Source organism: Methylobacterium sp. GC_Met_3, from assembly GCF_026540775.1.
Classification (GTDB): domain Bacteria; phylum Pseudomonadota; class Alphaproteobacteria; order Rhizobiales; family Beijerinckiaceae; genus Methylobacterium.
In genome coordinates, this window is the sequence record NZ_JALNUL010000002.1 from 400153 (window position 1) to 413253 (window position 13101).

Here is a 13101-nt window from a genome sequence, read left to right on the forward strand (position 1 = left end):
GCCTCACGCGGCTCTTGCCGGCGCCAAGTCCCGGATTGCTGCGGGAAGCGCGGAGAAATGCTCGATCACCCGGTCGGGTCCGAGCTCGGTCACCGGCCGGTCGGTATAGCCGAAGGTCACGGCGACAACCGGGATGCCGGCCGCCTTGGCGGTGTCGATGTCCGTGCGGGAGTCGCCCACCATCACGGCCCGGGCCGGATCGCCGCCGGCGCGCTCGATCGTTCCGGTGAGATGGCGCGGATCGGGCTTGAACTGGGGGAAGGTATCGCGGCCGCAGATGGCCGCGAAGCGGTGGCCGATCCCGAGAAGGCGCAGCAGCTCGATCGACTGACCCTCGTACTTGTTGGTGCAGACCGCGAGGCGGTAACCGTCGGCCTCCAGCGCGTCGAGCGCCTCGACGACACCGGGGTAGAGGTGCGACGTGTCGGCGAGGTGTTCACCGTAATGGGCGATGAAGGCCTCGAACAGCCGCTCGTGATCCTCCGGGGACAGCGCACGTCCTTCCGCCTCGAAACCACGCCGGATCAGCGCCTTGGCGCCGGCGCCGATCAGTCCGCGGGCCTGCGACAGCGGAAGCTCGGGCAGGCCTTCGCGCCGCATCAGCACATTCAGCGTGCCGATCAGGTCCCCCGCGGTCTCCGCCAGAGTGCCGTCGAGGTCGAACACGGCGATGGGCGGACGGGTCGTGGAAGCGGCGGACATAGCGAAGGAGCTCCTGGCTGGCACGGGCCTCGCTACCGGGGGGCGCCGCCATCGGCAAGCCGGCACCCCTGCGCCGCCGCGTCTCGCCGGATCCGGCGGATCATCAAGGGTGGCGCCCCAGACTCGCCCGAAAGCCCGGCGAAAGGCTGCGCGTCCCCGCCCCGGAATCAACGATGAAACCGTCCCTGCTTCTCCTGGCCGCCTGCGCGGCGCTCCACGTCGCGCCGGCCGCCGCGACCTCCTACGAGTTCGTGCCGGCCCCGCAGGTCGACCTGAACCGCATGTACCGGGTCGACAAGGTGACCGGCGAGGTCACATCTTGCCAGTACGGCCTCCAGGAATCGGCGGGCGGCATCGGCCAGACCGTCTGCTTCGGAGCCGGGGAAGGCGCCGGACCGCAGACGCCCTCGGAATACGGGCTGGTGGCGAGCCGTCACACCCGCGAGGCCGGCGTCTTCCGGGTCAATTACCGGACCGGCGAGATGAGCATCTGCTTCGTGCTGGTGAAAAAGGAGCAGGTCGTCTGCACCCAGCAGGGCAAGCCGGGGACGGAAGGCGCCACCGACGCGCCGCTGACCGGGCCAGCCCCCGGCCGGGCCGGCGCCAGTGCCACGCCGGCTCAAGGCGGCCGCTTTTGACGCAGCATTGTCGGAGCGGGCGTTCCGGTCGGCCGAGTCCCGTGCTAGGGGCCGCGCGATCTTCGCGGAAAGACCGGCCCATGACGTGCGCCCCCTCGCTTCACCCCGTCGACCGGGCTCGCTCCCGGTGAGCGCGCCCGACCTGCGCCGGGCCGCAGCGGCGCGCGCCCTCGACCTCGTGGAGCCCGGCATGCGGCTCGGCCTCGGCACCGGTTCCACGGCCGCCGCCTTCGTGGCGCTGCTGGGCGAGCGGGTCCGTGACGGCCTCGACATCCTCGGCGTGCCGACCTCCGAGGCGACGCGGGCGCAGGCGGAGGGCCTCGGCATCCGTCTGGCCACCCTCGACCAGCAGCCCGAGCTCGACCTGACGATCGACGGCGCCGACGAGGTCGATGACAGCTTACGGCTGATCAAGGGCGGCGGCGCGGCGCTCCTGCGGGAGAAGATCGTCGCCTGCGCGAGCCACCGCATGGTCGTGATCGCCGATGCGGCCAAGCGCGTGGATCGGCTCGGGGCCTTCCCGCTGCCGATCGAGGTCAACCCCTTCGGCCTCACCGCCACCCACCGGGCCGTGGAGCGGGCTGTCGCGGGTGCCGGCTGCTCCGGCGCCGTCCGGCTGCGGCAGCGTCCCGACGGCGCGCCCCTTCTCACGGATGGCGGCCATCACATCCTCGACGCCCATCTCGGCGCGATCCCCGATCCCGAGGCGCTCGGCGCGGCGCTCTGGGCCATACCGGGGGTCGTCGAGCACGGTCTGTTCCTCGGCATCGCCGACGCCGCGATCCTGGCGGCCGTACGGGACGGGCAAGCCGACATCACCGTTCTCGGCAGCCTCGCCTGAGGCGCCGCTTCCCCCGCAAGCCATCCTCGCAGGATCAACCCAGCATGTCCCGACGCCTCACCGCCGCGCTCGGCCTTGCGCTCGGCCTCGCGCTTCCCTCCGTTGCCGTCGCCCAAGCTCATAAGCCGGCACCGGCAAAGCCTGCGGCCCAGCCCAGCACGCCCGCCGCCAACACGCCGGCGGCACCGGCCATGACCCCGAACCATCTCGCCCTGGCCCGCGAGGTGATGCTCAGCTCCGGCATCGCCCGCTCGTTCGATTCGGTGCTGCCTGCCTTCGCCGACCAGATCCGCAAGCAATCCGTTACCCGGCCGGAACTCGCCAAGGATCTCGATGAAGTACTGGCCTCGCTGCAGCCCGAGATGGAGCTGCAGAAGCAGCGCATGATCGACATCGCGGCCCGCACCTACGCGACGAAATTCTCGGAGGCCGAGCTGCAGGAGATCGCGACCTTCTTCCGCTCGCCCGCCGGCAAGCACTACGTCGAGGCGCAGCCGCAACTCCTCGACGAGATGGTGCAGGAGATGCAGGACTGGACGCAGGACGTGTCGGAATACGTCATGGTCCGCGTCCGCGCCGAAATGGGCAAGCGCGGGCACCAGATGCAGTGAGCGTGTCCGCTCGCGCGAGCGGATCGCCGTGACGTTGCCCCGATGAGTGTACCCGGCCGCCTCTACGCCGCGGGCGGCGTTTGCCTCGCCGTCATGCCGCTCGCCATGGTGCTGGCCAATCGGTCGAGCCCGCTTGTGATCGGGCTCGCCGCCCTCGCATTCCTAGCGGGGCGCGGGATCGAGGACCGGCGCGACGCGGCGCGCCGGGTCCTGGCACCGCTCGCCACCCCTCTCGGCGGAGCGGCGCTCGCGTTCCTGGCGTGGTGCCTCGTCTCGCTCGCCTGGAGCCCGTTCCCGGCCGTGTCGCTGCGGATGGCGGGCGAGTTCCTGCCGGCGCTCACAGCGGCTTATATTCTGGCTTGCCTCGCCCCCGGCCGAATCCTGGCTTTCGCGCCGCGTCTCGGGGCCGCCTCGATCGCGCTCGCCGGATTGCTGATCGCCGTGGATCTGGCCTCCGATCTCGCCCTGGAACGGGCCCTGGGGCATCGGACCGTCGCCTTCGTGCACAACCGGCCGGCGCTCACCCTGGACCTCGTGGCCGGGCCGCTCGCCCTGGTCCTCTGGCGGCAGCGCAATCGCGGCCTCGCGGCGGTCACGCTGGTGTTCGCGGCGCTGGGCGTGCTGCGCTCGATCAGCGGCGCCGCCCAGCTCGGCTTGCTCGCCGGCGGCGCGATGTTCGCGGCAGGCCGCCTGCTGCCCCGGCGGGCGGGAATCGGCCTCGCCGGTCTGGGCCTCGGTCTCGCGGTGGCGCTCGCCCCGGTCGAGGGCGATCTCCTGGCCCACATCATGCCCGAATCGGCGCACGAGCGCCTCGTGCAATCCTCCTCCCGGGCGCGGGTCGCGATCGCGCGCAGTTTCGGCGCGGCGGTGGCGGCCGATCCCTGGCGCGGGGCGGGTTTCGGCACGAGCGCGCGCTTCGCCGAGACCCCGGCCGCCCAGACGCTCGCACCCGAGATGCGCGTGCTCCTCGCGGTCGGGCATCCGCATAACAGCTTCCTCCAGGTCTGGGCCGAGCTCGGCCTGCCCGGCGCGCTCCTCGCGGCGCTGACCCTGATGCTGATGCTGAGCCGTATCTCTCGGCTGAAGCAGCCCGACCGTGCGGCGGCGCTCGGCCTCGTCGCCTGTGCGGTCGCGATCGCCTTCGTGGAGCACAACGGCTGGGCGGCGTGGTGGACGGCGGGTCTCGGCGCTGCCATCTCGTGGATGCGCGAGGCGTCCCGGCCGCGCGTGGCGACGACCCCCAGGATGGACGGCCCCGCATGAGTGCTTTCGACGTGGACCTCTTCGTCATCGGCGGCGGTTCGGGAGGCGTGCGCGCGGCGCGGATCGCGGCGGGGTACGGTGCCAAGGTGATGTTGGCCGAGGAGTACCGGGTCGGCGGGACCTGTGTGATCCGCGGCTGCGTCCCGAAGAAGCTGATGGTCTATGCCGGCCGCTTCGCCGACGAGTTCGAGGACGCCGCCGGCTTCGGCTGGACGGTGGAGAAGCCGCGCTTCGACTGGGCGAAGCTCAAGCAGCGCCGCGACGCCGAGGTTACCCGGCTCGAAAGCATCTACGACGCCAACCTGATCCGGGCCGGTGTCGAGATCGTGCCCGAGCGGGCCGTGATCGAGGATCCGCACACGGTGCGACTGCTGAAGTCGGGCCGCGTCATCCGGGCGGAGAGGATCCTGGTGGCGGTCGGCGCCCACCCGGTGAAGGAGCCGGCCGTGCCCGGCATCGAACTGGCGATTACCTCGAACGAGGTGTTCGAGCTGGAGAGCCTGCCGGGGCGCATTCTGGTGATCGGCGGCGGCTACATCGCCGTCGAGTTCGCGGGTGTGTTCGCGGCTTTGGGCAGCGCCACGACCCTGCTGCACCGGGGCGAGAGGCTGCTGCGCGGGTTCGACGACGAGGTTCGCGACGCCCTTGCGGAGGCCTACGGCCACAGGATGGACCTGCGGCTCGGCCGTACCCTCACGGGCATCGAGCGGCGGGACGGTGCCCTCTGCGCCCGGCTCGACGACGGCGCCGAGATTGCCGTCGATCAGGTCCTGATCGCCACCGGACGGCGGCCCAATGTCGAGGGCCTGGGCCTCGACCGGATCGGCATCGACCTCGACGGCGCCGGGGCGATCCCGGTGGATGCGTATTCGCAGACCAAGGTCCCGTCGATCTACGCGGTCGGCGACGTGACCAATCGCGCCAACCTGACCCCGGTGGCGATTCGCGAGGGTCATGCCTTCGCCGACACGGTCTATGGCGGCAAGCCGTCCTGCGTCGATCACCGCCTGATCCCCACCGCGGTGTTCTCGACCCCCGAGATCGGGGTCGTCGGCCACAGTGAGGCGGCGGCGCGGGAGATCCACGGCAAGATCGACGTCTACAAGGCGCGCTTCCGCCCGATGAAGGCGACGCTCTCCGGCCGCGAGGAGCGTATCCTGATGAAGGTCATCGTCGATTGCGCGAGCGACCGGGTGGTGGGCGTCCACATCTTCGGCCACGACGCCGGCGAGGTCATCCAAGCGGTCGGCATTGCGGTGACGATGGGCGCCACGAAGGCCGATTTCGACCGGACTATCGCGGTCCACCCGACAGCGGCCGAGGAACTCGTGACGATGCGCGTGCCGGAGGTGACCAAGCATCCAGTCGGGGTCGGCTGAGGGCTCCAGAGTCTCAGGGCCTCGACGCGGTGCCCGGCCGAGCCATATCAGGGGCATGGGTAAGCAAGGCGCAGGCAAGGGACGCGGGGGCGACGACGCGCATGCGCGGCGGCAGGCCATCATCGACGGCCTGCTGGCGGATGCGCTGCGGCCGGTCTTCCACCGCCCCCCGAACCACGATGCGCTCTCGCCCGACATCCGCAAGGCGATCGACCAGCTGCTCGCCAAGGCCGAGGCGCAACGCCGCCGCTGCCTGACCTACGACGATCTCGAAGAGGCCCTTCCCCCTCGGGACGTGTCCGCGGAGGATCTGGAGGCAATCTTCTGGATCCTGGCCGAGCACGGGATCGAGGTCGAGGACGGCGAGGCCTGAAGCCCGCTCGCGCCTGCCCTTCGCATTCCGGCACTCGTCAGGGTGCGGGAACCTCTCTATAAGCCGCGCTTCGCGCGTGAGGCGCGGTCGCACGACGAGCGCGCTTTCTGCGGAACCGGACACCGGTTCGGCGCAAGAGCGCGCGTCACAACAAGGACTTAGAGGCGCGCGCGATCGGGCACGGCTCTAGGGTGCGCGGAGAGAGGCTATGGGCGAGCGTTGGACACCGAAGAGCTGGAGAAACCTGCCGATCGAGCAGGTCCCCACCTATCCGGACATGGCCGCCCTGGGTGCCGTCGAGTCGCAGATCGCGAGCTTTCCGCCGCTGGTTTTTGCCGGTGAGGCTCGCAAGCTGAAGGCGGCGCTCGCGCGCGTCGGCGCGGGCGAAGCGTTCCTCCTGCAGGGCGGCGACTGCGCCGAGAGTTTCGACGAGCATTCGGCCGACAACATCCGTGATTTCTTCCGGGTGTTCCTGCAAATGGCGATGGTGCTGACCTTCGCGGGTGGCTCGCCGGTCGTGAAGGTCGGGCGCATTGCCGGGCAGTTCGCCAAGCCGCGCTCCTCGCCCACCGAGACGCTGGAGGGCGTGAGCCTGCCGAGCTACCGGGGCGACATCGTCAACGGCATCGGCTTCTCGGAGGAGGCGCGGATCCCGGATCCGCGCCGTCAGCTCGAAGCCTATCGGCAGTCGGCCGCGACGCTGAACCTGCTACGCGCCTTCGCCACCGGCGGTTACGCGAACCTCGAGAACGCGCATCGGTGGATGCTGGGCTTCGTGAAGGATTCGCCGCAATCCTCGCGCTACCAGGATGTGGCGGGCCGCATGACCGATGCGCTCGACTTCATGCGGGCGATCGGCATCAATCCGGAGACCCATCCGGAGGTGCGGACCACCGATTTCTACACCAGCCACGAAGCGCTGCTGCTCGGCTACGAGGAGGCGCTGACCCGGGTCGATTCGACCACGGGCGACTGGTACGCGACCTCCGGCCATATGCTGTGGATCGGCGACCGGACCCGGCAGCCGGACCACGCCCACGTGGAATATGCCCGCGGCATCAAGAACCCGATCGGCCTCAAGTGCGGCCCGTCGATGAAGGCCGAGGGGCTGATCCGGCTGATCGACCTGATCAACCCGGAGAACGAGCCGGGGCGGCTCAGCCTGATCTGCCGGTTCGGAGCCGACAAGGTCGGCGATCACCTGCCGGCGCTGATCCGCGCGGTCGAGCGGGAAGGGCGAAAGGTCGTGTGGATCTGTGATCCGATGCACGGCAACACGATCCCGGCCGGCCGCTACAAGACCCGGCCGTTCGAGCGGGTAATGCAGGAGATCGAGGGCTTCTTCGGCGTCCACCGCGCCGAGGGCACCTTCGCGGGCGGCATCCACCTGGAGATGACCGGCAAGGACGTCACCGAATGCACCGGCGGTGCCCGGGCGCTGACGGCCGACGATCTGCAGGATCGCTACCATACCTACTGCGACCCGCGCCTCAACGCGGAGCAGGCGTTGGAGGTGGCGTTCCGTACGGCCGAGTTGGTGAAGGCCGAGCGCAGCCACGTGGAGCGCCCGCGCCTCGACGCGGCGGAGTAGGGCGGGGGGCACCGCTTCTCCTCCCTCCCCCGCAAAGGGGGGAGGGAACGTGGGGATGATTGGGTGCCAACCCATTTGGAGATGCCGCGGCCGCAGGGGCGATTCCGCTCATAAAGCCCGCGTCACTCACGCGATCGCGCGGCTGGCCCCATTCCAGCGGAGGATCACCGCGTTGACTTCCGAGACGGGCACGGGCCGGCTGAACAGGTAGCCCTGGACCTCGTCGCAGCCCTCGGCGCGCAGCACGGCGAGCTGCGCCTCGGTCTCGACACCCTCGGCCGTGGTGGTCATGCCCAGGCTGGCGCCGAGCCCGATCACCGCTCGCACGATGAAGTCCGTTCCATCCTTGATGCACAGATCGCGCACGAAGGACTGGTCGATCTTGATCTTGTCGAATGGGAAGCTGCGCAGGTAGCTCAGCGATGAGTAGCCCGTGCCGAAATCGTCCATGGCGACGCGGACACCGAGCGCCTTGAGGCTGTGGAGGATTGCAGTCGTGGCGCCGGGATTGGCCACCAGCACCGATTCGGTGATCTCCAGTTCGAGCCGACGGCCGGGCAGGCCGGTCCGGCGCAGGGCTTCGCGCACGACGTTGACGAGGCTCGCCGAGGTGAACTGCACCGCCGACACGTTGACCGCGACCTTGAGCCCATCCGGCCAGCGCGCCGCCTCCTCGCAGGCCCGGCGCAACACCCACTCGCCGAGCGGAACGATCAGACCCAGTTCCTCCGCGATCGGGATGAACTCGGCCGGGGAGATGAAGCCCCGAACGGGGTGATCCCAGCGCAGGAGAGCTTCGAATCCGCAGATCAGGTCGGCATCGAGGCTGTAGATCGGCTGGTAGTAGACCTCGAACGACTCGCGGGCCAAAGCCTCGCGCAGGTCCCGCTCCAGCACCCGGCGGGCCTGCAGGCGGGCATCCATCTCGGGCTCGAAGAATCGGAACGAGCCGCGTGCCTCGGACTTGCCGCGGTCGAGGGCGACCTCGACGTTCTTCAGGAGCTTCTCGCAGCTCGTCCCATCGCTCGGCGCGAGGGTGATGCCGATGGTCAGGCCGACGCTGATCTCGTGGCTGCTCAGGCTGTAGGGCGCACTCACCACCTCGATGATCCGCCGGGCAAGGACCGCCGCGTCCTCGGGCCGATCGATGCCGCGCTGGATCACGATGAACTCGTCGGCGCCGAGGCGGGCGACGCAGTCGATCTCGCGCACGCAGGCGGTCAGCCGGTTCGCCACTGCGGTGAGCAACTCGTCGCCGACGCCGTGCCCCAGCGTCTCATTCACCGGCCGAAAATCGTCGAGGTCGACGGCGAAGACCGCGAAGCCGTAATCGCGGCCCGCCTGCGCCATCGCCACCTCGATCTGCTGGCCGAGGGCGATGCGGTTCGGCAGACCGGTGAGCATGTCGTGATGCGCCAGGAACGCGATGCGCGCCTCGGCCTGCCGCCGCTCGGTCACATCTTCGTAGGTGGCGACGAACCCGTTATCGGCCGTCTTGCGGCGTTCGATCGCCACGATGCGCCCGTTGCACAATTCCTGGAAATGCGTGTGCCAGACCCCGCCGTAGAACGCCTCACGCTGCGCACGGAGCAACGACTCGATATCGCAGCCCGGATGGTTGCCGGCTTGGAGGCTGACATTCATCACCTCCACGGCAGTCATGCCGGGCTCGACCGCACCGGGGGACAGGCCGTAGATCTCGCTGTACCGGCGGTTGACCACCATCAGGCGGTCCTGCGCATCGTACAGGCACAGGCCCTGAGACATGTTGTCGAGGGCGGCGTCGAGGCGGAGGTTGGTGGCAGTCAGGCGATCCTCCTGCTCCTTGAGCAGGCTGATGTCGCTGCAGACCGCGATGAAGCCGCCCTGCTGGGTGGCGCTGCGGCTAACCCGGAGCCAACGCCCGTCCGCCAGCCGGATATCGCCGTCGCGGGCGAGCGCCAGGAAGCAATCGCCGTGGGGCTTCGGGCGCGCGGATTCGGTGGTTTCCGGGTTCCCCCAGAGGGAGACTCCGGCCTCGATCGCCTCGCCCAGCCCCGCGAAGAATTTCTGGGCCTGGGCATTGGCGAGCGCGATCCGTCCCGCCGCATCGACCACCACGACGCCCTCGCGCGAGGTCTGGAGTGCGTCCGTGACGAGCGCCTCGGCGCGGCGGCGCTGACTGACCTCCCGGGCCATCATGGCCTGGATGTTGTCGCGCATCACCGCCATGGAGCGGAGCAGACTGCCGAGCTCGTCCCGGCCGCCGGACGGAATGCGGTCCTCAAGCCTGCCGCTAGCGATCCGCTCCGCGGCCGCGGAGGCCGCCGCGAGGGGCCCGGTGATGCGCCTGTTGAGCAGCCACGCGACGAGCCCGCAGGCGACGATCGCCAACACCGCCGCAATGGCGTTGACGCGCATTTCCCGCGCCACGAGGAAGCGAGCCGCCTGCCGGAACGTGAAGCCGTCGCCCGCCGTGTAGTTCACGAGCAGGTCGATCTGATTGTCGACCGCGTTGGCCTTCTGATCCAGGGCGTCCCAGCGCTCCGGGCGGGCCGTCGACGGATCGAGCGTGCGCCGCATCTCCTCCCACGCGCTGACCGCAGCCTGAACCGCTCCGGCGGTCCGCACCGCCCGGTCGGACTGCGAGCGCTCGACCGCGATCGTCAGATCCTCGGCCAGCGTCGTCGACAGATCCGCGATTTCGGCATTCAGCTTGGCTGTCTCGGCCTCGTTGCGCAGGTGCATCCGCCGGGCGAAAGCCGTGCGCATCTTGGCGAAGTCGGCCGCTGTCGCCCGGGCGTAATTGATGGACATCAGCGACTCGTCGTAGGTCCGATTGACCAGAGTGCCGATGTGCGAGATCGCGACCACCGCGTAGAGCCCAAGCGCCCCCGAGAGCAGGCTCATGCTCAGGAACGCGACGAAGATCCGGCCGCGGACCGTGGTGAAGAAACCCGAGAGGCCACGCGCCGTGGCCGACGGCTTCGCCGGGCTCCTGGTCTCCGTTGCCGCCTCGGGATCTTGCATCGCACCGGCCGTCGCCCCACACGTCCGACTATCTGTAGTTGCGACATATTAAGAGGCGCTTAGCTCGCACTCCCGCCAATTCGATTTAAACCCTGGCGCGAAAATAAGGTCATTCCCTGAACGAAGCGCACGAAGCGCGCTGAATGCGGGTATCGGGGAATGAATTTTCAAGGAAGTCCGTGCGAAGCTGTTCCTCGAAAGCCGAGGGATCACATGTCCGCTTCCGTCGTACGGATCGCACTAAGCCTCCGGCGCCCGATTTCGGTCTCCGTGGTGCTGGCCCTGGTCCTCGGTGCAGCCTGCGGATTGCTCGTCACGGAGCAGCTCCAGGCATCGGGCATCCTGGTCTCGCAGAAAGGCCGGATGTTCCATCCCGACAATCTCGCGGTTGCCCGGGGCGAAGTGGTGACCTTCGTCAACGACGATAGCGACCTGCTGCACCACGTCTTCGTCGAATCGGAGACGTTCAGCTTCGATTCCGGCGATCAGGAACCGGGCAGCCGTGTGCCGATCACCTTCACCGAACACGGCACGTTCCAGGTTCTGTGCGGCATCCACCCGAAGATGAAGCTCGTCGTCCGGGTGAACTGAGACCGGGCGAACCGATCAGCGCTGAGCCGACCGCATCGGCGTCGGCTCCGGCGGTGTCGTCAGACGCTCGATCGCCTGACCATCGCGAAGCTCCGGCGGCGGGCTGAAGATGATGCGGCTGTCGGCCGTCAGACCCGATTCGAGCTCGAGGGTGCGCCCGAGATCCCGCCGGATCTTGACCGTCCGCCACGTCACCCGGTCATCATCGCCGACCTGCGCGACCTGGAGACCGTTGGCGTTGAACACCGTCGCCTCCGCGGGCACCGAGACCGCTGGCTCGGAGCGCGGGATCTTCAGGGTCACGTGGGCGTAGAAGCCGGCCCGCAGCTGCCGGTCGGTATTGGGCACATCGACCTGCGTGGTCAACGTCCGCGAGGCGGCGTTCAGGGCGACCGAACTGCGCTCCACGAAGCCGTCGAAGGTCCTGCCGGGAAGCTGCGGCACCGTGATCACCGCCGCGACCCCGGGCTTGACGCCGACGGCGTCGTTCTGGGGCACGTTGACGGAGATGCGCAGGGTGCTGTCCTGATCGATGCTCAGCAGCGATGTGCCACCGTTATCGGCGCGGACGAGGTCACCGACATCGACGTTGCGGATCGTGACGACCCCGTCGAAGGGCGCCACGACGTTTTCGAATGCCGTCAGTGCTTTCAGCCGGTCGACCACGGCCTCCTGCGACTTGATGTTGGCGGTCGCGACCTTCACGCCGGCCTCCGCGGCCGCGAGGGTCGCGGCCTGCGACAGGACGCCGGCCTGCGAGGTGTCGGCGTTCTGACGGGACGCCCAGCCCTGCACGGCGAGCGTCGTGGTCCGGTTGTTGGTGAGGTTGGCGAGATTCACGTTGGCGCGGGCCTGCTCGACCTGCGCCTGTGCCTGAAGAAGCTGCGCTCTGAGCTGACCGACCTGCGCCTCGGCCTGGGCGCGTTGCTGATCGAGATCCGGCGCCGCGATCCGCAGCAACAGGTCGCCGGCCTTCACACGCGAGCCGATGTCGACGCGGCGCTCCGCGATGTAGCCGGTGGCCCGGGCTGCGATCGCCGCTGTGGTGAAAGCCTGCATCTCGCCCGGGAGCACGAGATCGAGCGGTCCCTCGGCACGCTCCACTGCCACGAGGCGCACCTGCGGCACGAGGGTCTTGATCTGCTCCAGCGTCGCGCTCGCCTCGGCGTCCCGCTGCCAGTGGCCATAGGCACCCCAGCCCACCAACCCGATCGCCACGAGGCCGACGAGGAGGAACGGCACGAAGCCGGGGGGCGGGGGAACGTCCTGCGCCGCGTCGTGCGCCTTCATCGATCGGCTCTCCGCCCCGGCCCCGCCCGGCTCCGGCGAAGGTAGCGGGCAAACCCCGTCGCGGCCAGAGCGGGCTATGGCCGCATCACCCGCTCTGGTGTGCCCGGCGCAGCGAGGCGCAAATTACGGCTGAGACGCTTGTGCAGGTGGACCATCAGGGCGATGCCGAACAGCGGTGTCAGCAGGTTGACGATCGGCACGACCATCATCGCCGACAGCAGACAGCCGGCGCCGAGCGTCCGCACCGAGAAGGCGCGGCGCATGGCGGCAGCCTCCGGCAACGGCCGAAACCGAGCCGCTGCCATCTCGAAATATTCCCGGGCCAGCAGATAGGCGTTGGCGGCAAAGAAGGCCACGATCCCGATCACCGGGACGAAGAAGATCACGAGCGCCGCGAGATTGACCAGCAGCGTCACCCCGGCGAAGCGGACGGCGTACAGCATCGCGGTTCCGAGCGGCATGGCGCGCCCCGGCGGGTCCCCCGGAAAATCCGTTCGCTCGACGATCTCGGCCGCGTCGTCGAGGAAGAAGCCCGCCACCAGGATCGAGATCGCCGGCATCAGGTAGGCCAGTGCGACGAACAGGCCGAAGCCCGCGAAGTAGTAGGCGAGGGTGTCGAGGATCGGGTACTGGGACGAGATGTGATGGCTGGCCTGAAACGCCTGAACCAACCGGGTCAGGCCGAACCAGACCAGGACCAGGAGTCCCAGCGTCAGGCCGAGGGATTTCCAGAGAATCGCCCGCAGGGGAGGCGAGAAGGTCTGGCGCAGGGCCGCCGCGGCGGACTCGACGAGCATCGGGTGTGTTCCGGTC

Annotated in this window: 12 protein-coding genes; 8 read left to right on the forward strand and 4 right to left on the reverse strand. The window is 69.3% G+C overall.

The window, feature by feature from the left end; translation table 11 throughout:
• Positions 1–3 precede the first annotated feature (3 nt).
• Positions 4–702, reverse strand: coding sequence for a phosphoglycolate phosphatase (gene gph / locus OXS27_RS05240; protein WP_267354736.1), 699 nt, complete (start codon positions 700–702; stop codon positions 4–6).
• A 173-nt stretch (positions 703–875) separates the two neighbouring features.
• On the opposite strand from gph, the gene OXS27_RS05245 reads away from it, so the two are divergent.
• The 7 genes from OXS27_RS05245 to OXS27_RS05275 all read left to right on the forward strand — a co-directional run bounded on the left by OXS27_RS05245 (position 876) and on the right by OXS27_RS05275 (position 7398).
• The gene (locus tag OXS27_RS05245; RefSeq protein WP_267354738.1) at positions 876–1340 is read left to right on the forward strand and encodes a hypothetical protein; all 465 of its coding nucleotides are present in this window, start codon (positions 876–878) and stop codon (positions 1338–1340) included.
• A gap of 127 nt (positions 1341–1467) precedes the next feature.
• Positions 1468–2181, forward strand: a complete 714-nt coding sequence (rpiA, locus tag OXS27_RS05250; protein WP_267354740.1) for a ribose-5-phosphate isomerase RpiA — start codon at positions 1468–1470, stop codon at positions 2179–2181.
• 44 nt (positions 2182–2225) lie between these two features.
• Positions 2226–2792 carry a DUF2059 domain-containing protein gene (locus tag OXS27_RS05255; protein WP_243920950.1) on the forward strand — a complete coding sequence of 189 codons (567 nt, stop codon included), beginning with the start codon at positions 2226–2228 and terminating at the stop codon, positions 2790–2792.
• A 42-nt stretch (positions 2793–2834) separates the two neighbouring features.
• Positions 2835–4055: an O-antigen ligase family protein gene (locus OXS27_RS05260; protein ID WP_267354742.1), complete on the forward strand. Its 1221-nt coding sequence runs from the start codon at positions 2835–2837 to the stop codon at positions 4053–4055.
• Positions 4052–5434, forward strand: coding sequence for a glutathione-disulfide reductase (gor, locus tag OXS27_RS05265; RefSeq protein ID WP_267354744.1), 1383 nt, complete (start codon positions 4052–4054; stop codon positions 5432–5434). The genes OXS27_RS05260 and gor overlap by 4 nt, the downstream gene beginning before the upstream one ends.
• A gap of 55 nt (positions 5435–5489) precedes the next feature.
• Entirely contained in the window at positions 5490–5807 is a 318-nt protein-coding gene (locus OXS27_RS05270) for an RNA polymerase sigma factor region1.1 domain-containing protein (protein ID WP_243920943.1), read from the forward strand.
• A gap of 208 nt (positions 5808–6015) precedes the next feature.
• On the forward strand, positions 6016–7398 hold the full coding sequence (locus OXS27_RS05275) for a 3-deoxy-7-phosphoheptulonate synthase class II (RefSeq protein WP_243920941.1): 1383 nt from the start codon (positions 6016–6018) through the stop codon (positions 7396–7398).
• 126 nt (positions 7399–7524) lie between these two features.
• Here the strand turns inward: OXS27_RS05275 and OXS27_RS05280 are convergent, their stop codons facing one another.
• Positions 7525–10407, reverse strand: a complete 2883-nt coding sequence (locus OXS27_RS05280) for an EAL domain-containing protein (protein WP_267354747.1) — start codon at positions 10405–10407, stop codon at positions 7525–7527.
• 213 nt (positions 10408–10620) lie between these two features.
• Here OXS27_RS05280 and OXS27_RS05285 point away from each other — a divergent pair, with 213 nt between their 5' ends.
• The gene (locus tag OXS27_RS05285; RefSeq protein ID WP_243920938.1) at positions 10621–10998 is read left to right on the forward strand and encodes a plastocyanin; all 378 of its coding nucleotides are present in this window, start codon (positions 10621–10623) and stop codon (positions 10996–10998) included.
• 15 nt (positions 10999–11013) lie between these two features.
• Here the strand turns inward: OXS27_RS05285 and OXS27_RS05290 are convergent, their stop codons facing one another.
• Together OXS27_RS05290 and OXS27_RS05295 are read right to left on the reverse strand one after the other, a co-directional pair.
• Positions 11014–12288, reverse strand: a complete 1275-nt coding sequence (locus OXS27_RS05290; protein WP_267354750.1) for an efflux RND transporter periplasmic adaptor subunit — start codon at positions 12286–12288, stop codon at positions 11014–11016.
• A gap of 74 nt (positions 12289–12362) precedes the next feature.
• Positions 12363–13085 (reverse strand): sulfate transporter family protein, encoded by a 723-nt coding sequence (locus OXS27_RS05295; protein ID WP_243920934.1) that lies wholly within the window; start codon positions 13083–13085, stop codon positions 12363–12365.
• Positions 13086–13101: the final 16 nt, after the last annotated feature.

Bases quoted from the DNA above. Each gene is read 5' to 3' on its own strand.
- gph (WP_267354736.1), bottom strand. From the start codon at position 702: ATGTCCGCCGCTTCCACGACCCGTCCGCCCATCGCCGTGTTCGACCTC.
- OXS27_RS05245 (WP_267354738.1), top strand. From the start codon at position 876: ATGAAACCGTCCCTGCTTCTCCTGGCCGCCTGCGCGGCGCTCCACGTC.
- OXS27_RS05255 (WP_243920950.1), top strand. From the start codon at position 2,226: ATGTCCCGACGCCTCACCGCCGCGCTCGGCCTTGCGCTCGGCCTCGCG.
- OXS27_RS05260 (WP_267354742.1), top strand. From the start codon at position 2,835: ATGAGTGTACCCGGCCGCCTCTACGCCGCGGGCGGCGTTTGCCTCGCC.
- gor (WP_267354744.1), top strand. From the start codon at position 4,052: ATGAGTGCTTTCGACGTGGACCTCTTCGTCATCGGCGGCGGTTCGGGA.
- OXS27_RS05270 (WP_243920943.1), top strand. From the start codon at position 5,490: ATGGGTAAGCAAGGCGCAGGCAAGGGACGCGGGGGCGACGACGCGCAT.
- OXS27_RS05275 (WP_243920941.1), top strand. From the start codon at position 6,016: ATGGGCGAGCGTTGGACACCGAAGAGCTGGAGAAACCTGCCGATCGAG.
- OXS27_RS05280 (WP_267354747.1), bottom strand. From the start codon at position 10,407: ATGCAAGATCCCGAGGCGGCAACGGAGACCAGGAGCCCGGCGAAGCCG.
- OXS27_RS05285 (WP_243920938.1), top strand. From the start codon at position 10,621: ATGTCCGCTTCCGTCGTACGGATCGCACTAAGCCTCCGGCGCCCGATT.
- OXS27_RS05290 (WP_267354750.1), bottom strand. From the start codon at position 12,288: ATGAAGGCGCACGACGCGGCGCAGGACGTTCCCCCGCCCCCCGGCTTC.
- OXS27_RS05295 (WP_243920934.1), bottom strand. From the start codon at position 13,085: ATGCTCGTCGAGTCCGCCGCGGCGGCCCTGCGCCAGACCTTCTCGCCT.